Raw genomic sequence first — 20,686 nt, 5'->3', positions numbered from 1 at the left:
TGGACACGGTGCACACCCCGGAACGGACTGCGGTCATCCGCTGCGGAGGGATCACAGACACCGGAGGAACGAACGATGTCCGGTACCGGCCGGCCCAGCGGCGGCCTCGGCCAATGGGTGGAACACCCGCCTGTACTGCAGCGGGTGCCCCTCCCGCGCAAGGTGTGGATCACCGCCGGCATCGATCCGCCGTGTCGCCGGGGGCCTGCGGCCGCGGGTTCCTCGCGCGGCCGCGGGCCTCGGCGTCAGGGCTGCATCTCGTAGGCGCCGGACAGCGCCTCGACCTGGGTCCAGACGCGGGCCAGGCGCTCGGCGTCGGCGACCGGGCGGCGGATGTGGGCCAGTGCCCAGGCGGCCTGGGCGTCGGTGGCGGCGGCCTTGCCGTGCAGATCGGTGGCGTAGCCGGAGAAGTCGCGGACCAGGACGGCGAAGATCTCGTCCAGCAGGTCCTCGTCCAGGCCGGTCAGCTCGGCCTGCTCCAGCACCAGCTGGCCGTAGACCACCAGGGCGAAGAGGTGACCGAGGGCCAGGGAGAAGTCGAGGTCCCGCAGCTGGGCCTTGTCCGGGGCGTGCTGGGAGAGCAGCTCGCACAGCCCGTCCGCCTGCTCCCGGAAGCGGGCGACGTTGGGCAGCGCGGCGAACCGGTCGTAGGCGACGCGCCAGTCCTGGAAACGGATGGCTCCGAGACCCCGTGCCGGGCCCTGCCCGAACAGGAACGTGTCGTCCGCCGCGTCGAGACGGGTGGGCACGGGCGCGTAATCGGCGGGCTGGAACAGGTAGTTGCTCATGAACTTCTGGATGAGGGCGAGGTTGACGTGGACCGTTCCCTCCAGCTTGGGCAGACCGCGGATGTCCCGGCACGCCTTGTCGAAGTAGGTGTCCTTCTCGAAGCCCTTGGCCGCGATGACGTCCCAGAGCAGGTCGATGACCTTCTCGCTCTCGGTGGTGACCTTCATCTTGGTCATCGGGTTGAAGAGCAGGTAGCGGCGGTCGTCGGGACCGGCGGAGCGGAAGTAGTCGGCTGCCCTGTCGCTGAACAGCTTCATGGCGGCCAGCCGGACGTAGGCGTCGGTGAACTCGCGGCGCACGTGCGGGAAGTCGGTGACGGGGTTCCCGTACAGGATGCGGTTGTGGGCGTGGGTGACCGCCTCGTACATGGCGTGCTCGCAGATGCCGACGCCGCCCGCGCACAGGTTGAACTTGCCGATGTTGACGGTGTTGAGGGCGGCGTCGAAGGCGGCCTGACCGGTGTGCATCACGTCCTCGGCGCGCACCGGGTAGTCCTCCAGGCGGAACTCGCTGACGAACATCTGCGAGTTCACCACGTTCTGCGTCAGGTGGTAGTCCGGGTGCCGGCTGTCCGCCGCGAAGAAGACGTAGCCCTCGGGGCCCTCGACGTCGGAGCGGCGGCCGAAGACGGAGACCAGTCCGGCGACGTTGCCGTTGCCGATGTAGTACTTGGAGCCGTTGGCGCGGAAGCCGCCCTCGCCGTCCGGGGTGAGGACCATGTCCGTCTGGTAGATGTCGGCGCCGTGGCTCTTCTCGGACAGGGCGAAGGCCATCACGTGCCCCTCGGAGAGCAGCCGCGCCGCACGCGCGCGCGTCTCGGGGTTCGAGCTCTGCCACACCGGGCCGAGGCCGAGGACGGTGACCTGCCAGGTGTACCAGTAGTTGAGGCCGTAGAAGCCGAGGATCTCGTTGAGGGCGGCGTTGCGGGCGGTGTCCCAGCGCTTGTTCTCGTCCCCGGCGGCATCGGCGGACGGGGTGAGGAAGGTGGCGAACAGGCCCTCCTTGGCTGCGAACTCCAGGAAGTCCGCGTACCAGGTGCGGTCGATGTAGTCGCTCAGCAGTGCCCGCTTGCCGCGGGTCTCGAACCAGTCGACGGTGGCCCTCAGCAGGCGGCGGGTCTCCGGGTCGAAGTGTGCCGGGTCGTAGGTGCGCGGGTTGAAGAGCAGGCTGTTCGACATGGCAAGTTTCCTTCTCGAATAAGGGGTTGCGGTATCCGCCGGTGGTCCGGGGCGGGTGAGGACGTGGTCGAGGCACACGAGTCGCGTCAGCTCGTACGTGATGCGGCCGCGCAGCACCATCGACCGCGACGGCCGTCCCTCGTCCAGCGCATCGGCATCGGCATCGGCATCGGCATCGGCATCGGCATCGGCATCGGCATCGGGGAAGTCTCGGCGCCTGCCGGAATCGACCGGCTGGAGCGGTACCGGGCCGTGGCCACTCGATACGACACGCGGGGTGCGGGGTTGCCGCTCGTGTCGAATACGCCGGGGCTGTTGGCCAGGTTCACCCACCCCATGATGCCCTGGTCGTGAGCACGACATTGAACCGCGCCTCCTCGGGCTTCGTCGCGGTCACCACGGCGAACGTCTCACCCGGACGCGTCCGGGGATCGGTTCCCACGCTGCCACCCGTTCGCGGAACACGCCGACCGTCTCTCCGCCTGCCGCTGCGGAGCCGGTACACCGAACGGATGGCCATGGCCGTCCGCGGGTGCGGCTTGTCGGCCGCCAGGAAACCGGTCTGTTTGTCTGAGTGGCTGAACCGACCTGCGTTGCGGCGCGATGCGATGGGTGTGGACAGATGAGTCAGCTGGACCTGGCGCGCTTGCAGTTCGCGATGACCTCGATCTACCACTTCCTGTTCGTCCCCGTGACCATCGGGCTGGCCCTGCTGACGGCCCTGCTCCAGACCGCCTGGTACCGGGGCGGGCAGGTCGCGTACCTGCGGCTGACGCGGTTCTTCGGGACCCTGCTGGTGATCAACGTCGCCGTCGGCGTGGTGACCGGCCTGGTCCAGGAGTTCCAGTTCGGCATGGACTGGTCGGGCTACTCCCGCACGGTCGGTGACGTGTTCGGGGCGCCCCTGGCGATGGAGGGGCTCGCCGCGTTCTTCCCGGACTGGAACGGCCAGGTCCTCGGCCTCAACGAGGTCAACAGCCAGTACCAGCAGGCCTACGGGCCGGGCGACCACGTACCCGACGTCTTCATCCAGTACTGGGCGATGCGCGTCATGGCCTACCTCGCCTCGCTCGCCCTCCTCCTCGGACTGTGGGGCCTGTGGCTGCTGCGGCGCGAACGGCTGACGCACGCGCGCTGGTTCCTGAACACGGCGGTGTGGGCCGTCGTGCTGCCGTTCCTCATCAACACCTCCGGCTGGCTCCTCACCGAGAACGGACGCCAGCCCTGGATCGTGCAAGGCCTCCAGCTGACGAAGAACGGCGTCTCCTCCTCCGTCAGTACCGCCGAAGTCGCCATCAGCATCGTCGCCTTCTTCCTCCTCTACGCCGCGATGGCCGTGATCGCCGCCGTGCTGATGACACGCCACACACGCAAGGGCACCGGCCCCCTGCACCAGGGCGATCAGCCCGCACCCGAGATGACCTACTGAGGTCCCGAGCCGCCGGAAGGCCCGCGATGGCATTCACCACCCTCTGGTTCATCCTCGTCACCGTGCTGTGGACGGGCTTCTTCGTTCCGGAGGGCTTCGACCTCGGGGTCGGCATGCTCCACGGACTGCTCTCCCGCGACGAGTCGAGCCGACGGGCCGTGCTGCACACCATCGGACCGGTCTGGGACGGCAACGAGGTCTGGCTGGTCACCGCCGGTGCCGCCATGTTCGCGGCCTTCCCCGGCTGGTACGCCACCCTCTTCTCCGGCTTCTACCTCGCGCTGGTGCTACTCCTGGCCGGACTCATCGTCCGCGGCGTCGCCATCGAGTACCGGGGCCGGATCGAGGGCGAGCGTTGGCGCCGGAACTGGACCGTCCTGCTGACCGCGAGCAGCGTGACCGTGCCCCTGGTGCTCGGCATCGCGCTGGGGGACCTGCTGCACGGCGTGCCCATCGACCAGGACCAGGAGTACACGGGCACCTTCGCCGACCTGTTCACCGGCTACGGCGTCTTCACCGGGATCACCCTCACCGTGCTCTGCCTCCTGCACGGCGCCACCTTCCTCGCCCTGAAGACCAGCGGGGACATCCGCGAGAAGGCCCACCGGCTGGCCCGGCTCACCGTCCTGCCCGCCGGCCTGGTGGTCCTCGCCTTCGTCTTCTGGACCCGCTCGCTCGCCGGCGGCGGCATCCTGCTCAACCTCGCCGAACTCGCCGCCGTCGTGGCCATCGCCGCGGCGGCCTGGCTGGTCGGCGGCGGCCACGACGGCTGGGCGTTCGGTGCCACCGCGCTCGCGATCGCCGGGACCGTGACGTCGCTCTTCACCGAGCTCTACCCGAGGGTCATGGTCTCCAGCACGAGCAGCGCCTTCGACCTGACCGTCCAGAACACCGCGTCAGGCCCCTACGCCCTCAAGGTCATGACCGTGGTCGCCCTCGTCCTGCTCCCCGTCGTCCTCTGCTACCAGGGCTGGACCTACCACGTCTTCCGGCAGCGGATCTCCTCCGGCCCGTTCCCGGCTCCCGGACAACCCGCGGCGGCGCCCACGGCGCGGCCGGACCAGTGACCGCGGCGTCGGCCGGACCGCGGGTCGGTAAGCGACCCTGCCGGGCTCGTCGCGCACCCCGCCACGCGGCCGACCCGCTCCTCCGGGCACAGCACGGGCCCTCGGGCCGCGGCAGGCCCTGGGACAGGGGCGGATCGCGGTGCCCGGACGGCGGCGTCAGCGCGGATGCCAGGTGAGCTTGTCACCGCCCACCCACCGGACCACGTCGGGGTCGTCGAGATCGTGGACCGTGATGCCGTACGCCGCCGCGTACTCCAGGACGTCCGTGATCGCCTTCGCCTCGCCGACCATCTCACCGTCGATCTCCATGATCCGGAACGGCGGCGTGCCCGGCTGCACTCCGAGCACCATGATCCGTGGGAAGGAGATGTGAGGGCTCGCGCTTTCGGTCATAACTAGAGCGTAAAGCGGTTCCCGCTGGTCGCGCTGGTCAGGGCGGAGCGCCGTGAGGCTGCCGCCCGCACCGCCCGCGGAGTGGCGGAGCAGCGGAAATCCGGCCGTTCGTCCGACCGGGTGAGGTACCCGCCCCGCCCACCAGGGGCCCGGAACGGTCGCGGCACCGGTCGGCCGCCGTGCGGTCCGGCGGCGGCTGGGCAACGCTGGGGGAGCGTGCGGCGGCCCACGCGACCGCAGGGAGGAGTGCCGATGGACCCCGTCGAGGCCCTGGACCGGATCGCGTTCCTGCTGGAGCGGAGCCTGGCCCCCACCTATCGCGTCCGGGCCTTCCGCACCGCGCGGACCCTGCTCGCCGCACTGCCCGCCGACGAGGTCCGCGAGCGCGCCGAGACCGGAGCCCTGGAGTCGGTCAAGGGCATCGGCCCGAAGACCGCGCAGGTGGTGCGGGAGGCGCTGGCCGGTGAGGTGCCGGGCTACCTGGAGAAGGTGGAACGGGAGGCCGCGGGGCCGCTCACCGAGGGCGGCGAGGGCCTGCGGGCGCTGCTGCGCGGAGACTGCCATCTGCACTCCGACTGGTCGGACGGCGGCAGCCCGATCGAGGAGATGGGGCGTACGGCGGCACGGCTCGGCCATGACTGGGCGGTGCTCACCGACCACTCGCCGCGGCTGACCGTGGCGAGCGGCCTGCCGCCGGAGCGGCTGCGCGAGCAACTGGCGGTCGTCGCCGAGCTCAACGAACGCTGGGCCCCCTTCCGGCTGCTCACCGGGATCGAGTGCGACATCCTCGACGACGGATCGCTCGACCAGGAGCCGGAGTTGCTGGACCAGCTGGACGTGGTGGTGGCGTCCGTGCACTCCAAGCTGCGCATGGACGCGCGGCCCATGACCCGCCGGATGGTCACCGCCGTGCGCAACCCGCTGTCGGACGTGCTCGGACACTGCACCGGACGGCTGATCACGGGACGCGGCCGGCCCGAGTCCGAGTTCGACGCCGACGCGGTCTTCGCGGCCTGCGCGGAGACCGGCACGGCCCTGGAGATCAACAGCCGCCCGGAGCGTCTCGACCCGCCGCGCCGACTGCTGCGCAGTGCGGTCGACGCGGGCGTCCTGTTCTCCCTGGACACCGACGCGCACGCTCCCGGACAGCTTGACTGGCAGATCTACGGCTGTGCGCGGGCCGAGGAGTGCGGGGTGCCCGCGGAGCGCGTCATCACCACATGGACCCTGGAGGAGCTGCTCGCCTGGGCCCGGACCCGGGAGACGCCGTGACGCACGTCACCGCCGACGGCGCCGTTCCGGGGAACACCCACAGGTAGTTACCCGTTGAACAAACCGTGGGTGCGGATGGGACAGTGTCCCCGGGCCTCACCTTTGCCCGCAGGGACGATCGTCCGGCTGAAGCCCTGTGGAGCGATTCGCCGAGAGGCGACCGCCATCGGTGCCCACGACAGACGACCCCGACCGCGATTCCCCCGTCCGGTCGGGGTCTTTCCTTGCCCGGACCGAACCCGGTCGGACCGAACCCAGCCCGCCCGAACCCGATCGGACCGAACCCAGTCCGATCGGACCGATCGAACGAACGCGACCGGTCCGAGCCCGGCCGACCCGCGGACCGGTTCGCGGCGGCCTCTCCTCTCGGCGCGAGGGCCGTGTCCGCTTGACTTCGAGTCCGCTCCAATCCGTAGCGTGCGAGGCATGAGCACCGCACAGCACAAGATCGGTTCGGGATTCGGCGCCCGGAGCACCGCCGACGACGTCCTCCACGGAATCGACCTCTCCGGCAGACTCGCCATCGTCACCGGCGGCTACTCGGGCCTCGGTCTGGAGTCGACCCGGGCGCTGGCCAGGGCGGGCGCCCGGGTCGTGGTCCCCGCCCGGCGCCCGGCGACCGCGCGCGAGGCGCTGGCGGACATCGACGGCGCCGAGACCGACGAGCTCGACCTCGGCGACCTGGACAGCGTCCGCGCCTTCGCCGAGCGGTTCCTCGCCTCGGGCCGTGCGATCGACATCGTCATCGACAGCGCCGGCATCATGGCCTGCCCGGAGACCCGGGTCGGCCCCGGCTGGGAGGCCCAGTTCGCGACGAATCACCTCGGTCACTTCGCGCTGGTCAACCGGCTCTGGCCGGCGATCGAGCCGGGCGGCGCGCGGGTCGTGTCGGTGTCGTCCGCGGGCCACCACTACTCCGGCATCCGCTGGGACGACGTGCACTGGCGGACCGGGTACGACAAGTGGGAGGCGTACGGGCAGGCGAAGACGGCCAACGTGCTGTTCGCCGTCGAGCTCGACCGGCGGGGCCAGGACTCGGGCGTACGCGCCTTCTCGCTGCACCCCGGCGGCATCCTCACCCCGCTCCAGCGGCACCTGCCCAGGCAGGAGATGGTCGACCGCGGCTGGATCGACGAGAACGGCACACCGCTCAACCCCGAGGGCTTCAAGACGCCCGAGCAGGGAGCGGCCACCCAGGTATGGGCCGCGACCTCGCCTCTGCTGGCCGGCCTGGGCGGGGTGTACTGCGAGGACTGCGACATCGCCGAGCCCGCTCCGGCGGACGGCACCCGGACCGGCGTACGCGCCTACGCGACCGACCCCGAGCAGGCCGCCCGCCTGTGGGACCTGTCGGCGGAACTGACCGGGGTGAACGCCTTCGGGTGAGCCGCGCGGGCGTCAGCCGCACGAGCCGCACGAGCCGCACGAGCCGCACGAGCCGCACGAGCCGCACGAGCCGCACGAGCCGCACGAGCCGCACGAGCCGCACGAGCCGCATCAGGAGCGTGACATGAACTCCAGCAGATCCGCGGTGAGTTGTTCGCGGTGCGTGGCGAACAGGCCGTGTCCCGCGTTCTCGTAGACCTTGAACGTGCTGTCGGGCAGCAGTTCCGCGGCCCGGCGGCCGGTCAGGTCCAGTGGCGCGGACGCGTCGTGCGTGCCGTGCACGACCAGTGCGGGCAGGTCGGTCTTGGCCAGTTCGGGCGCGACGTTCAGCGTGACGACGAGGTCGCCGAGGGCCGCTCCGGCGCGCGCGGTCGCACCGTGACAGCGGTCGATCATGGATCGAACGTACGCCTCGGAGAGGTCGTTGCCGGGGAGGCCGAGGGCGAAGAACGCGCGGGCGCCGTCCTCGAAGAACGCGGCCCGGTCGTGACGGAAGGCCTTGTTGCCCACCTCGACGAGTGCCGGGTCGACACCCCCGGGATGGTCCGCGGACCGCACCGGGCCCGGCGCCATGCCCGCCACCAGCGCCAGCCGCGCCACCCGCTCGGCCCCGTGCCGGGTCAGACAGCGGACGATCTCGGCGGTCCCGACGGAGTGCCCGACCAGGGTGACCTCCCGCAGGCCGAGGTGCCTGAGCAGACCGTCGACGTCGTCGGCGAGGCTGTCGAGGTCGAAGCCTCCCCAGACGTCGTCGGACCTGCCGTGCCCCCGTCGGTCGAACCCGACGCACCGGTAGCCGGCGTCGGCGAGCGGCAGCATCTGGTACTCCCACATCTCCGTACCGAAGTAGGAGCTGTTGACGAAGACGACCACCTGGCCGGTGGCGGGGCCGTAGTCGACGAAGTGCAGTCGGGTGCCGTCGACGGGGCTCGCGAAGTACGGCATGGGGGGTCCTCCCGGAATCAGGTGGTGCGACGGGCGAGTCGCTGTGCCTTCATGGTTCCGGGAGGCCGTGAAGGCGTCGATTACCTCGGACGTCATCGGACCACGTCGGACGTCATCAGACGTCATCGGATGTCATCGGACGTCACACGAACGCGGGGGACGCGTCCGGTGCGCAGTCCCACGCGGCGTGCGGTGCGGGTCAGTGCGGCGTCCGTTCCTCCAGGGCCGTGCGCCAGGCGGGTGACGGGCCCGTCGGCGCGGGTTCCGCGCGCCGGCCGCCGCGCGCGAAGAAGTCGGCCAGCGGCAGGATCGCGGCGCCGACCGTGACGGCGTCGGGGCCGAGACGGCCGAGGTCGATGGTGACCCGCTGGGCGGGATAGCGCAGGGCGTAGGAGGAGGCGTACCGGCGGACGGCGGGCAGGAAGCGGGAGCCGAGCTGGAGGCCGGCCCAGCCGCCGATGAGGATCCGCTCGGGCTGGAAGAGGTTGATCAGGTCGGAGAGGCCCGCGCCCAGGTACTCGGCGGTCTCCTCCAGGACGGCGAGCGCGACGGGGTCGGGCTCGGTGCCCTCGGGCGGGTAGGCGGCCGCGAGCATCGCGGTGAGCGCGGTCTCCTCGTCGGTGCCCTCCGGGGGACGCCCGCCCGCCTCGCGCCAGCGGTCCAGGAGCGCCTCCGCGCCCGCGTAGGCCTCCAGGCAGCCGAGGGCGCCGCAGCGGCAGCGGCGGCCCCTGACCCGTACGGTCAGATGCCCCCATTCGACCGAGCGGCCGTTCTCCACCTCCTCGGTGACGAGGCAGGCGCCGACGCCGGAGCCGAAGAGGACGACCACCGCGTTGCGGGCGCCGCGTCCCGCGCCGAACCACATCTCGGCCTGGCCGAGGGTGCGGGCGCCGTTGTCCGCGAAGTACGGGACGGTGTCGGGGAGTTCACAGGCGGAGCGGAGCAGGGACTCCAGCGGAACGGCGTCCCAGCCGATGGTCTGGCCGTGCACGACCGCGCCGCGCTCGGGGGTACGGGCGACGATGCCGGGCACCCCGATACCGACACCGAGGAGCTGTCCGGGGGCGATGTCCGCCCCGGCGAGGACCTCGGCGATGCCGTCGCGGATGTGGCCGACGATGACGTCGACGTCGTACTCCTGGCGCCTCAGCGGCCGGTCCGCCTCGTACCCCTGGCGCTCCAACGGCCTTTCGGTGCGGGCGAGTTCGGTGAGGGTCAGGTCGAACAGCTCGATGCGGACGCGGGTTTCGCCGACGTCGACGCCGATCATGTGGCCGCTGCCGGGCACGACCCGCAGCAGGGTGCGGGGTCGGCCGCCGTCGGAGTCGACACTGCCGGCCTCCTCGACGAGGCCGTCGGCGACGAGTTCGGCGACCACGTTGCTGATGGATCCGGAACTCAGTCCGGTGGCGGGACCGAGCTCGTAGCGGCTCATCGGCCCGTCGAAATACAACCGTTGTAGTACGGCGGTGCGGTTGCCCCGTCGCAGGTCACGCACTGTCCGTCCGTTCCGCCCCGCCATGTGATGTCCCTTCCGGCCTGCCCGAACTGCAAGATACCCCTGCGCGATCCCTTGACGCGACTTTCTTCCGGGTCTTAACTCACGTCCTAAATTAAGCCATGAGGATCGTTCGGGAAGTGAACGCGGACGCCCCTCATGTCTCCCTCCGGGAAAGGGACATAAGCAGCCATGCGCAGAATCCGAGCCGCGGCCGCAGGTGCGGTCACCATCTCTCTGCTGACCGCCGCGACCGCCTGTGGCGGCGGCTCGTCGAGCGGCGGGTCCAACGCCTCACCGAAGACCCTCACGTATTGGGCGTCCAATCAGGGCGCCAGCATCGAGATCGACAAGCAGGTCCTCGCACCCGAGATCGCCAAGTTCGAGAAGGACACCGGCATCAAGGTGAAGCTGGAGGTCGTTCCCTGGACCGACCTCCTGAACCGGATCCTCACCGCCACGACCTCGGGTCAGGGCCCCGACGTCCTCAACATAGGCAACAGCTGGAGCGCCTCCTTGCAGGCCACCGGCGCGCTGCTGCCGTGGGACGCGAAGAACTTCGCCAAGATCGGCGGCAAGGACCGCTTCGTCGACTCCGTGCTCGGCTCGACGGGCGCCGAGGGCAAGGACCCCGCCGCGGTTCCGCTGTACTCGATGTCGTACGCGCTCTACTACAACAAGAAGATGTTCGCCGACGCCGGCATCGCGGGCCCGCCGGCCACCTGGGACGAACTGGTCGCCGACGGCAAGAAGCTCTCCAAGGGTGGCAAGTGGGGCCTCGGCGCCGAGGGATCGAACCCCGCCGAGAACATCCACCACGCCTTCGTCTTCGCCAAGCAGCACGGCGCCGACTTCTTCACCGCCGACGGCAAGGCCGACTTCACCAGCGACGGGGTCGTCTCGGCGGTCAAGCAGTACGTCGACCTGATGGCGAAGGACAAGATCATCGCCCCCGGTAACGCCGAGTACGCGCAGAACCAGTCCGTGAGCGACTTCGCCAAGGGCAAGAACGCGATGCTGCTGTGGCAGTCGGCGGTCGCCAACCTCAAGTCGCAGGGCATGAGCGAGGACGCGTACGGCATCGCGCCGGTGCCCGTGCAGTCCGGCACGCCGGGCGCGGGCACGAACGTCAACTCGATGGTCGCGGGCATCAACGTCGCGGTGTTCAAGAACTCCAAGAACCTCGACGGCGCCACGAAGTTCGTGAAGTTCCTGACCAGTGACGCCGAGCAGAAGATCCTCAACGAGGCGTACACCACGATCCCGCCGATCAAGACCGCCCAGACGGACACCGCGTTCAACTCCCCCTCGAACGCGGTCATCAAGGACACCCTGGCCAAGAGTGCCGCCTCGCTGCCGCAGGTCGCCGACGAGTCGCAGTTCGAGACCGCGGTCGGTACGGCCATCAAGGGCCTGTTCGCCGACGCCGCCGGCGGACGCGCGGTGACCACGGCGTCGGTGAAGGCGGCGCTCGAGAAGGCCCAGCAGCAGATGCCGAAGAAGTGAGTGCGGACACCACCATGACCACCACGACCGCCGCCTCCGCCGAATCCGGCGAGCGGACGGTGCGCAAGAGCTCCCCCGGTGCGGCGCGCGGCCCGCGCCGCACCGGGCGGATCAAGCGCATCGGACTGCCCTACCTGCTGCTCCTGCCCGCGCTGGTCCTCGAACTCCTGGTCCACCTGGTGCCGATGGTGATCGGCATCGTGATGAGCTTCAAGGAGCTCACGCAGTTCTACATCCGCGACTGGGGCACGGCGCCCTGGGCCGGCTTCGACAACTACTCGGTGTCGGTGCACTTCGACGAGCCCGTCGGCGAGGCGCTGCTGCACTCCTTCTTCGTCACCATCGCCTTCACGCTGCTCTCGGTCGGCCTGTGCTGGCTGATCGGGACGGCGGCCGCGATCTACATGCAGGACAACTTCGTGGGGCGCGGTGTGCTGCGGGCCCTGTTCCTGGTGCCGTACGCGCTGCCGGTGTACGCGGCCGTCATCACCTGGGTGTTCATGTTCCAGCACGACAACGGGCTGGTGAACCACGTCCTGCACGACCAGCTGCACCTCACCGACAAGCCGTCCTTCTGGCTGATCGGCGACAACAGCTTCTACGCGCTGCTCGTGGTGTCCGTGTGGAAGGGCTGGCCGTTCGCCTTCCTGATCGTCATGGCCGGCCTGCAGAACATCCCGGGCGAGCTGTACGAGGCCGCCGCCCTCGACGGCGCCGGTGTGTGGCAGCAACTGCGCCGCATCACCCTCCCGTCGCTGCGTCCGGTCAACCAGGTCCTGGTGCTGGTGCTGTTCCTGTGGACGTTCAACGACTTCAACACGCCGTTCGTCCTGTTCGGCAGGACCGCCCCGGACGCGGCGGACCTCATCTCGGTCCACATCTACCAGGCGTCCTTCGTCACCTGGAACTTCGGCACCGGCTCGGCGATGTCCGTGCTGCTGCTGCTGTTCCTGCTCGTAGTGACCGGCGCCTATCTGCTGCTGACCTCCCGGGGAAGGAAGACGGCCGATGTCTAGCACCTCCACCACCATCCGTTCGGCCGGCGCCCGGTCGGCCACCCCCCGCTCGCCGATGGCTCCGCCGCGGTCCTTCCTGTGGTCCCGGCGGATCTTCCTCACCCTGCTCACCGGCTTCGTCCTGGTGCCCGTCTACGTCATGGTCTCCAGCTCGCTGAAGCCGCTCGCGGACGTCTCGGGGAAGTTCCGCTGGATACCGAGCGGCCTGACGCTGCGGCCGTACGTCGACATCTGGTCGACGGTGCCGCTGGCGCGCTACTTCGTGAACTCGCTGATCGTCGCGGGTGCGGCCACGGCCTGCTCGGTCGTGATCGCCGTCTTCTCCGCCTACGCCGTCAGCCGCTACAACTTCCGCGGCAAGCGCGTGTTCACGGTCACCGTGCTGTCCACCCAGATGTTCCCGGGCATCCTCTTCCTGCTGCCGCTCTTCCTGATCTACGTCAATATCGGCAACGCCACCGGGATCGCGCTGTTCGGCTCGCGCGGCGGTCTGATCCTCACGTATCTCACCTTCTCGCTGCCGTTCTCGATCTGGATGCTGATCGGGTACTTCGACTCGGTGCCGCGTGATCTCGACGAGGCGGCCCTGGTGGACGGCTGCGGGCCGCTCGGCGCCCTCTTCCGTGTCGTCGTCCCGGCCGCGATCCCCGGCATCGTCGCGGTCGCCGTCTACGCCTTCATGACCGCCTGGGGCGAAGTGCTGTTCGCGTCGGTGATGACCAACGACGCGACCCGCACCCTCGCCGTCGGACTGCAGGGCTACTCCACGCTCAACGACGTGTACTGGAACCAGATCATGGCCGCCTCGCTGGTCGTCAGCGTCCCCGTGGTGGCCGGCTTCCTGCTGCTCCAGCGCTATCTCGTCGCCGGTCTCACGGCGGGAGCCGTCAAGTGAGCCACGCCAACCCCATTGATGACGAAGGGACTTCAGTGACCATCGACCTTGCCGCCCTCCCCGAGGACTTCCTGTGGGGCACGGCCACGTCGGCCTACCAGATCGAGGGAGCCGTCGCCGAGGACGGTCGCTCCCCCTCCATCTGGGACACCTTCTCGCACACCCCCGGCAAGATCGACAACGGCGACGACGGGGACGCCGCCTGCGATCACTACCACCGCTGGCGCGAGGACATCGGGATCATGCGCCGACTCGGCACCAACGCCTACCGGTTGTCCATCGCCTGGCCGCGGGTGATGCCGGGCGGCGACGGCCCGGTCAACGCCAAGGGGCTCGACTTCTACGACGCGTTGATCGACGGCCTGCTGGAGGCGGGGATCACGCCCTCGGTCACCCTCTACCACTGGGACCTGCCGCAGGTGCTCCAGGACCGGGGCGGCTGGCCCGCCCGTGACACGGCCCACCACCTGGCCGCCTACGCGTCGGTCGTCGCGGAGCGGCTCGGTGACCGCGTCCAGCACTGGACCACCCTCAACGAGCCGCTGTGCTCGGCCTGGATCGGCCATCTGGAGGGGCGGATGGCCCCGGGCCTGACCGACCTCACGGCCGCGGTCCGCGCCTCGTACCATCTCCTGCTCGGCCACGGACTGGCCACGCAGGCGATCCGCGCCGCCGCGCCGGGTGCTCAGATCGGCATCGTCAACAACCTGTCCAGCGTCGAGCCGAACACCGACCGGCCCGAGGACGTCGCGGCGGCGAAGCGGCTGGACGGCCACACCAACCGCTGGTGGCTCGACCCGGTGCACGGCCGCGGCTTCCCCGCCGACATGGTCGAGGTCTACGGGGTCGAACTTCCCGAGGCCGCGGGCGACCTGGAGACGATGGCCGCTCCGCTTGACTGGCTGGGGCTCAACTACTACTTCCCGTCCAGCGTGGTCGACGACCCCACCGGCCCGGCCCCGCACGTGCGGACGGTCAGCCGGCCCGGCGTGCCCCGCACCGGCATGGACTGGGAGGTCGAGGCCGCCGGTATCGAGCGTCTGCTGCTCCGCCTGACGAACGAGTACGGCGCCCGCAAGCTGTACGTCACGGAGAACGGCTCCGCCTATCCCGACGTCGTACGCCCCGACGGCACCATCGACGATCCGGAGCGCGTCGCGTATCTCGAACAGCACCTGGCGGCCTGTGCCTCGGCGGCCCGCAAGGGCGCTCCGCTGGCGGGCTACTTCGCCTGGTCGCTGCTGGACAACTTCGAGTGGGCGTACGGCTACGACAAGCGGTTCGGGCTGGTGCACGTCGACTACAAGACGCAGCAGCGGACGATCAAGGGCAGCGGCCACCGCTACGCGGAGATCGTCCGCGAGCACCGGGGCAGCGCGCGCAACGCGGCCTGACGGGGCGCCGGCGGCGCGCGAGCGGCGCCGGGCGCTCCCTGCCGGGCTCGGCTCGCCTCGAAGCCGTGCCGAGCGGCTCCTGCCGGGAACAACGCGGCGCGCAGGACGCGCCAGGGTCCCGCCACAGGATCCGAACGACAGGCTCTAGCGGTCCGTCCCGGCAGGAGCGGTCGTTCTGCGGCCGATCTCGTCGAGGGCGGCCGTCAGTCGGGGGGCCACCACCTCGCGCACCCACGCGACGCGTTCGTCGCCGGGTGCGCGGGGCACGGTCTCGACGAGCATGATCAGGTAGAGGTAACTGCGGTACAGGGCCAGTCGCTTCCTGGCGGATTCGTCGAATTCGACCGCCCCGGAAAATTCTTGATAGCCCGTCAGGAAGTCGGCGTCACGCCGGATGTGCGCCGGCCTCGCCTGCTCCCTCTACGTCCGCGGGAAGAGGGACCTCCGCCCGGGGAGCCGTTTCGAGGAGACCCTCACGACCGGGCAGCAGATCGCCCGGACGGTCGGCAGTCTCCCCGCCTTCCTGGCGAAGCTGCACGACTGACCCGCGGCGGTGCAGGCGCCGGGGTCCAGGACGCGGCCACCGGGAGCGTCGGGGAACACCGGGCTCCGCGACGCTCTCCCGGCGGGTCTCCGCCGCGGGCCCGGCACCGGACGCCTCAGGAACCGGCCGGGGTCCAGTACGGGTCGCGGCCCAGGAAGGCGAGCAGCTCCTCGGCGCGGCCGGCGCCCTCCGGCACCTCGCGGGCGGCGGCGAACACCCCGAACGACGTGCGGAGGTGATCGGCCAGCCGGTCCGCCGCGAGCCGGATGCCCTCGGCCAGCTCGTCGTCGAGGGGGGACGCCTGGCCGGTCGCCACGGCGATGTCCCAGGCGTGCACTCCCGCGTCCATCGCAGCGGCGGCGGCCGCCACCGGCAGCGGCAGGGGACCGAGCGGCGTCGCCACCTCGTCCGCGTCGGCGGGCAGGCCTCCGTAGACGGCGGCGACATCGGCGAGGGCCTTGTCGAGCGATGCCGTCGCGTCGGCGCCCAGCCCGTCGACGGGCTGGAAGGGGTCCTCCTCGGGCCACCCACTGCCGGTGACCGCCGCGCCGTACGCCTGCTGATCGAGTCGCGCGTGGTTGAACACCTGGCGCACCGTCCACTCGCCGCACGGCGTCGGCGCGCCCCACGCGCTCTCCGGAACGCCGGCCACCGCCTCGCGCAGCCGGTCGTGCGCCCGCGTCAGCAGTTCGATGCCCTCGGCCTTGCTCATTCCGGTGCCTCCTGATGCGGTCCGACCCAGTTGATGCCTTCAATCTAGAACCCCTTGCGGACAGATACGGTCCGCAATCAGGACGTTCGGTACCCCTGTTAAACGGGAAGGCCACAAGGATGCAAGAGGCACGAGGTGAGTGGTCGGCATCCGTCGCGAAGATCGTGGAGCGACGCCGGGAGCCGGTGGTCGTCCAGACACTTCGTTCGACGGCCGCCGCGACGATCGCGTACGTGGTGGCCATCCATCTCAGTCCGGAGCCCGCTCCGCTGACCGCGCCCCTGACCGCGCTGCTGGTCGTGCAGGTCACCCTGTACTCCACGATCACCACCGCCGTCCGGCGGGTGAACTCCGTGGTCGCGGGCGTGGTCATCGCCATCGGCTTCAGCAGCCTCGTGGGCCTGACCTGGTGGAGTCTGGGCCTGATCATCCTCGCCTCGCTGGCGGTGGGCCATCTGGTCCGGGTCAGCGAGTTCGTGCCCGAGGTGGCGATCAGCGCCATGCTGGTCCTCGGCGTCACCAGGGTGGGCGACACGGCGTGGGCCCGCGTGCTGGAGACGCTGATCGGAGCGGTCGTGGGTCTCGCCTGCAACCTCGTGCTCGCGCCACCCGTGTGGGTGGGGGTCGCCGGTGAGTCCATCGAGGATCTGGCACGCCGCATGCGGCAGTTGATGATCCGGGTCGGCGAGCAGGCCGCCGGACACACCCCGTTCCATGTGGCGGCCGAGCGGCTGCACGAGGCCCGCCGGCTCGACCATGACATCGCCGGGGTGGACGCGGCCCTGCGGCAGGCCGAGGACAGCCTCAAGCTCAACCCGCGGGTCCGCGAGGGGCTGCTGCACCGGGTCGTGCTGCGCACCGGCCTGGACACCCTGGAGATCTGCACCGTGGTCCTGCGGGTCCTCGCGCGCAGCCTCACCGACCTCGCCAAGGAGAGGGAACCCCAGCCGCTGTTCGAACCGCAGGCGGGGGCGGTCCTGGAGGAACTGCTGTCCGAGATCGCCGACGCGATCGTCAGCTTCGCGGTGCTGGTGACCACGGACGTGGCCCAGAACGCCGCGTCCGCCGAGGAGCGGCTCAGCGCGGAACTCGGCACGGCCGCCGGCACCCGCGACAAACTGGCCCAGCTGTTCCTCGAAGAGGTCCAGCGCGACGCCAGCCAGTGGCAGCTCCACGGCTCCGTCCTGACCGAGGTCACGCGGATCATCGACGAACTCGACACCGAGCACCGGACGCGCCGGCTCCTGGAGGAACTGGACCGCTGCGCCGCCGCGGAGCGCGAGCGGCGGCCGCGCATCACTCGGCTTCGGCGCCGGCTGCGCCTGCCGCGCCCGCTGCGCCGGAACCGGAACCGTTCCGCCGCTCCCAGTCGTTCTAAGTGACGAGTTCCGGGTGAGGACGCGGCACGACGTGGTGGAGCGGTGAGCCGCCCGGCGTCGCCGACAGCAGGACGACAAGGGGGCGGGCGGATGACCGAGGACACCGTGCGGATCGACGGGAACGCACTGCGGCTGCCGGGCGGGGTGCAGGTGAGGTTCATCCGGACCCTGCGCCTGCCCGAGACGGGCACGCACGCGTTGCCGCCGGGGCTCGGCGAGTTCCCCGTGCGGCGCGTCGAGGACTACGGGGACCGGGTGCCCGCGGAGTGGCGGGCCCGAGGCGGTGTGATGCTGCCGGTGTACCTGCGCGAGGCCATGTGGCTGAGTTTCGCCGGGACGGCGGAGCCGGCGGCGTTGCAGGTCGGTGTGGGCAAGGTCTGTGCCGTCTCCGGCAAGCCGTGGAGCTCCCGGCTCGCCCGCGACCCGCAGAACTACGTCGTGCTCCCCCGGCAGCCATGGCTCGACGGAATCAACTCCGGCAAGGGCACGGTCCGCCAGTTCGTGGCCGTACCGCTGGGCCTCGGTGCGACGGTCGAGGGCCAGGTCACCGGCGAGGAGGTCTGGGGCGGCGTCCAGCTCCAGTCGTTCCCGCTCGCTCCCGAGGAACTCGCGGCGTGGCGCGAGGCGGAGCGCCGCAAGGCGCAGGAGCGGCTGCGGATGCCTCCTTCGGTCGGCGCGTACGGCGGCGCCATGCCGATGATGGCCGCGCCGCCCGCCCCCGGTGCCGCTCCCGGAGCCGCACGTCCCGGGGGTGCCCCGCGTGCGCGCGGCGCCCCGGCGATGGGTCTCGGTGTCGGCGGTTCGATGCGCCAGGAGGTCTACCGGGACGACAGGCCGCTGAAGGCGTGGGCCAAGGAGCCGGCCGGGCGCGTGTTCGTCCATCTCGTGACGCCTCCGGAGTGGCGCCGCATCACCGGCGAGGCCCCGCCGCCGTCCCCGGTGGACCGTGCGGCGTACACCCGCGCGGGGCTCCCCTGGTTCGACTATTACGACCAGGACGCCGCCGATCTTGCCCCCACGGACGATCTGGGGTCGGTCAAGCCGGTGGGCGACTGGCTGGGCGACGACCACGAACCGTGGCAGCAGCCCTCACCCCATCAGGTGAAGCCGCTCGGCGACGCGCCGGGCAAACCGGTCGGGGACGGCGACTGGTAGGAACCTCCGGCGTTGCATGCATCGCAACGCCTATTGCCGTTCTTGCACTTCCGGGGTGTCTCAAGCCAAGGTGGCTGTCACAGTCGAGGAAACCGACACCCCGAGGTGCAGGCATGAGAAGTGGCGCGGAGCCGTCGCGCGGCGCGGGCGGCGGCTGGACCAGGCGCCGCTTCGTCGGCGCGCTCGCGGGCGCCGCCGCGATCACGACGGTCCCGGCACCGGCCGCTCCGCGGGCGGACCGTTCCGCGCCGACGCCTCTCCCGAAGACACCCCCGGCCGGACCCGCCTCCTCGGCGAGTCCATCGGCGCCCTCGTCCCCGGCGCCCCCCTCCGGCCCCCGCCCGCTGTTCCTCGGCACGTACACGTCGGGCGACGGCGCCGGGAAGGGGATCGGTCTCGCCACGTACGACGCGGCGACCGGCGCGGTCACCGGCGGCGGTGTCGTGACGGGCGTCGACAACCCGTCCTTTCTGGCGGTGCATCCGGACGGCCGGACGCTGTACGCCGTCGACGAGCAGACCTCGGGCGCGGTGACGGCCGTACGCCTTCCGGGGAACGAGGTGATCGGCACCCGCTCCACCGGTGGCGCCGGCCCCTGCCATCTGTCCGTGCACCCGAGCGGGCGCTGGCTGTTGAGCGCGAACTACGCCTCTGGGAGCGTGGCGGTTCACCCCGTCGACGCGTCCGGAGCTCTCGGCGAGCGCACCGATCTGGTCACGCACGCGAGCCCGCCGCCCGGCCCGGGCCAACAGGGCCCGCACGCCCACCAGTTCATCACCAGCCCGGACGGCGGGCACCTGCTCGCCGTCGACCTGGGCACCGACACGGTGTACACCTACCGCCTCGACGAGACCCGGGGCACGCTCACCGAGGTGTCCCGGGCGCGGACGAAGCCGGGCGCGGGCCCGCGCCATCTCACGTTCCATCCCGGCGGCCGGTACGCCTATCTCGCCAACGAGGTCGACAACACGGTGACGGTCTGCGGCTACGAGCCGGCGACCGGCCGCCTCACCGTGGGCGAGCCGCGGTCCACGGGCACGGGAAGCGGCACGAGTTACCCGGCACAGCTCCTGGTGACGTCGAACGGTTCGTACGCCTTTCTCGCCAACAGGGGCCACAACAGCCTGACGCGGTACGCGATCGAGGCGGACGGCGCCCGTCTGCGGCTGCTGGACACGGTGCCCGTCGGCGGCGACTTCCCGCGTCACATCGCGTTCTCCCCGGACGGGCGGCTGCTGTTCGCGGCGAACCAGCGGTCGAGCACGGTCAGCGTCTTCCAGGTCGACGACGGGAGCGGTGAACTCCGGCTCTTGGGCGCGCCGTTCGCCTCACCGGTCGCGGTCTGTGCGCTGCCGCTGTAGCGGGCGCGGGCACGCGGCGACGCTCGCCTGCGTGAGCAACACGTGCATGCGCTCGGTGAGTTGCGAGACGTCGTCGGCGGGTGCGTGGAACGGCAGGCGTACGTCGCCGTTGCCGCGCACCCGCTCGACGCGCAGGGTGAGTCCGTGGCGGTCGACGGCGAGGGGCTGGACGCGCACCGCGCCGTGCAGAGCGTCCGGTCCGACCAGGCGGGTGAGCCGTTCGACGGCCTCCGGATGGGCGTCGGCGAGATGGGTGAGCAACTGGGCCTCGGCGAGGGCGAGCGGGTCGGGCTCGGCGTCGGCCAGTTCGTCCAGGTCGACGACCACGGTCCCGCCGGGCCTGCGGAGCACCGCGCGGGTCGCACGGAACGACAGGTGCCCGTCCTCGGGGACGAACCAGCCGGCGAGCCAGAGCCGGGCCCGGATCCGGTTCCGTACGGGAACCGGCGCGACGTCGGCGAACTCCAGGACGGCGGAGGGCTCTCCGCGCGGCGAGCAGATGGCGGCGGCGAGCAGGGCGCTGTCCTCCGGCACTCGCAGGAGAACCCGGCCGTCGGCGGCGACGGTGTGCGCGCCGACGAACTCCTCGCGGCCGCCTTCCGCGGTCACCGCGCAGGACCAGGCCGCGGCGAGCACCGAGCGGGCGTGCTCCGCCGCGGCGGGCGCGGCCGTCCAGGTGTGACGGTCACCCATCAGCTTCCTCCTTATTAGGTAAGGCTTCCCTAAGCTACCGAAGATCGGGGTGTACGCCAACCACGCCTCGCCAG

Annotated in this window: 18 protein-coding genes and 2 pseudogenes; 13 read left to right on the top strand and 7 right to left on the bottom strand. The window is 71.0% G+C overall.

Features of this window, described 5'->3' with window-relative positions; genetic code table 11:
* Positions 1–245: 245 nt before the first annotated feature.
* Positions 246–1,967: an acyl-CoA dehydrogenase gene (locus tag ACFYW8_RS00220; RefSeq protein WP_389064834.1), complete on the bottom strand. Its 1,722-nt coding sequence runs from the start codon at positions 1,965–1,967 to the stop codon at positions 246–248.
* Between the two features lie 63 nt (positions 1,968–2,030).
* Here ACFYW8_RS00220 and ACFYW8_RS00215 point away from each other — a divergent pair, with 63 nt between their 5' ends.
* From ACFYW8_RS00215 to cydB, 3 genes are all read left to right on the top strand, one after another.
* The gene (locus ACFYW8_RS00215) at positions 2,031–2,321 is read left to right on the top strand and encodes a hypothetical protein (protein WP_389064830.1); all 291 of its coding nucleotides are present in this window, start codon (positions 2,031–2,033) and stop codon (positions 2,319–2,321) included.
* Between the two features lie 268 nt (positions 2,322–2,589).
* The gene (locus tag ACFYW8_RS00210; RefSeq protein WP_389064827.1) at positions 2,590–3,396 is read left to right on the top strand and encodes a cytochrome ubiquinol oxidase subunit I; all 807 of its coding nucleotides are present in this window, start codon (positions 2,590–2,592) and stop codon (positions 3,394–3,396) included.
* Between the two features lie 26 nt (positions 3,397–3,422).
* Positions 3,423–4,463, top strand: a complete 1,041-nt coding sequence (cydB, locus tag ACFYW8_RS00205) for a cytochrome d ubiquinol oxidase subunit II (protein WP_389064823.1) — start codon at positions 3,423–3,425, stop codon at positions 4,461–4,463.
* Between the two features lie 156 nt (positions 4,464–4,619).
* Here the strand turns inward: cydB and ACFYW8_RS00200 are convergent, their stop codons facing one another.
* Complete coding sequence (locus ACFYW8_RS00200) at positions 4,620–4,856, bottom strand: hypothetical protein (protein ID WP_365871882.1); 237 nt, start codon at positions 4,854–4,856, stop codon at positions 4,620–4,622.
* 252 nt (positions 4,857–5,108) lie between these two features.
* Between ACFYW8_RS00200 and ACFYW8_RS00195 the strand changes: the two genes are divergently transcribed.
* The gene (locus tag ACFYW8_RS00195; RefSeq protein ID WP_389064817.1) at positions 5,109–6,128 is read left to right on the top strand and encodes a PHP domain-containing protein; all 1,020 of its coding nucleotides are present in this window, start codon (positions 5,109–5,111) and stop codon (positions 6,126–6,128) included.
* Positions 6,129–6,554: 426 nt separating this feature from the next.
* On the top strand, positions 6,555–7,514 hold the full coding sequence (locus tag ACFYW8_RS00190) for an SDR family NAD(P)-dependent oxidoreductase (protein WP_389064813.1): 960 nt from the start codon (positions 6,555–6,557) through the stop codon (positions 7,512–7,514).
* Between the two features lie 111 nt (positions 7,515–7,625).
* Here the strand turns inward: ACFYW8_RS00190 and ACFYW8_RS00185 are convergent, their stop codons facing one another.
* Together ACFYW8_RS00185 and ACFYW8_RS00180 are read right to left on the bottom strand one after the other, a co-directional pair.
* The gene (locus ACFYW8_RS00185) at positions 7,626–8,459 is read right to left on the bottom strand and encodes an alpha/beta fold hydrolase (protein ID WP_389064809.1); all 834 of its coding nucleotides are present in this window, start codon (positions 8,457–8,459) and stop codon (positions 7,626–7,628) included.
* Positions 8,460–8,658: 199 nt separating this feature from the next.
* On the bottom strand, positions 8,659–9,981 hold the full coding sequence (locus tag ACFYW8_RS00180) for an ROK family protein (RefSeq protein ID WP_389064804.1): 1,323 nt from the start codon (positions 9,979–9,981) through the stop codon (positions 8,659–8,661).
* 168 nt (positions 9,982–10,149) lie between these two features.
* Between ACFYW8_RS00180 and ACFYW8_RS00175 the strand changes: the two genes are divergently transcribed.
* Genes ACFYW8_RS00175 through ACFYW8_RS00160 form a run of 4 tightly spaced genes read left to right on the top strand, consistent with a single transcriptional unit; the run spans position 10,150 to position 14,768 of the window.
* On the top strand, positions 10,150–11,463 hold the full coding sequence (locus ACFYW8_RS00175; protein ID WP_365871872.1) for a sugar ABC transporter substrate-binding protein: 1,314 nt from the start codon (positions 10,150–10,152) through the stop codon (positions 11,461–11,463).
* A gap of 14 nt (positions 11,464–11,477) precedes the next feature.
* On the top strand, positions 11,478–12,479 hold the full coding sequence (locus tag ACFYW8_RS00170; protein ID WP_261709183.1) for a carbohydrate ABC transporter permease: 1,002 nt from the start codon (positions 11,478–11,480) through the stop codon (positions 12,477–12,479).
* Positions 12,480–12,534: 55 nt separating this feature from the next.
* Positions 12,535–13,374 (top strand): carbohydrate ABC transporter permease, encoded by an 840-nt coding sequence (locus tag ACFYW8_RS00165; protein WP_365872204.1) that lies wholly within the window; start codon positions 12,535–12,537, stop codon positions 13,372–13,374.
* Positions 13,375–13,409: 35 nt separating this feature from the next.
* Positions 13,410–14,768, top strand: a complete 1,359-nt coding sequence (locus tag ACFYW8_RS00160) for a GH1 family beta-glucosidase (protein ID WP_389064795.1) — start codon at positions 13,410–13,412, stop codon at positions 14,766–14,768.
* 144 nt (positions 14,769–14,912) lie between these two features.
* On the opposite strand, the pseudogene ACFYW8_RS00155 reads toward ACFYW8_RS00160, so the two are convergent.
* A pseudogene (locus ACFYW8_RS00155) lies at positions 14,913–15,164 on the bottom strand (aminoglycoside phosphotransferase family protein); the annotation flags it as partial.
* Here ACFYW8_RS00155 and ACFYW8_RS00150 point away from each other — a divergent pair.
* Positions 15,163–15,312, top strand: a pseudogene (locus ACFYW8_RS00150) (FBP domain-containing protein); the annotation flags it as partial. The pseudogenes ACFYW8_RS00155 and ACFYW8_RS00150 sit on opposite strands and share 2 nt — an antisense overlap.
* Before the next feature lie 115 nt (positions 15,313–15,427).
* On the opposite strand, the gene ACFYW8_RS00145 reads toward ACFYW8_RS00150, so the two are convergent.
* Positions 15,428–16,024 carry a TIGR03086 family metal-binding protein gene (locus ACFYW8_RS00145; protein ID WP_389064793.1) on the bottom strand — a complete coding sequence of 199 codons (597 nt, stop codon included), beginning with the start codon at positions 16,022–16,024 and terminating at the stop codon, positions 15,428–15,430.
* A 119-nt stretch (positions 16,025–16,143) separates the two neighbouring features.
* Between ACFYW8_RS00145 and ACFYW8_RS00140 the strand changes: the two genes are divergently transcribed.
* The 3 genes from ACFYW8_RS00140 (at position 16,144) to ACFYW8_RS00130 (ending at position 19,919) form a co-directional block, all read left to right on the top strand.
* Positions 16,144–17,406 carry an aromatic acid exporter family protein gene (locus ACFYW8_RS00140; RefSeq protein WP_365871864.1) on the top strand — a complete coding sequence of 421 codons (1,263 nt, stop codon included), beginning with the start codon at positions 16,144–16,146 and terminating at the stop codon, positions 17,404–17,406.
* Positions 17,407–17,493: 87 nt separating this feature from the next.
* Positions 17,494–18,558, top strand: coding sequence for a hypothetical protein (locus ACFYW8_RS00135; protein WP_389064788.1), 1,065 nt, complete (start codon positions 17,494–17,496; stop codon positions 18,556–18,558).
* A gap of 113 nt (positions 18,559–18,671) precedes the next feature.
* Positions 18,672–19,919, top strand: a complete 1,248-nt coding sequence (locus ACFYW8_RS00130; RefSeq protein ID WP_389064785.1) for a lactonase family protein — start codon at positions 18,672–18,674, stop codon at positions 19,917–19,919.
* Here the strand turns inward: ACFYW8_RS00130 and ACFYW8_RS00125 are convergent.
* On the bottom strand, positions 19,887–20,612 hold the full coding sequence (locus ACFYW8_RS00125) for a DUF2470 domain-containing protein (protein WP_389064780.1): 726 nt from the start codon (positions 20,610–20,612) through the stop codon (positions 19,887–19,889). The two genes, ACFYW8_RS00130 and ACFYW8_RS00125, sit on opposite strands and share 33 nt — an antisense overlap.
* Positions 20,613–20,686 lie beyond the last annotated feature (74 nt).

Source organism: Streptomyces sp. NPDC002742 (genome assembly GCF_042888885.1).
Classification (GTDB): Bacteria; Actinomycetota; Actinomycetes; order Streptomycetales; family Streptomycetaceae; genus Streptomyces.
This window is presented reverse-complemented; position numbering and strand designations above follow the sequence as displayed.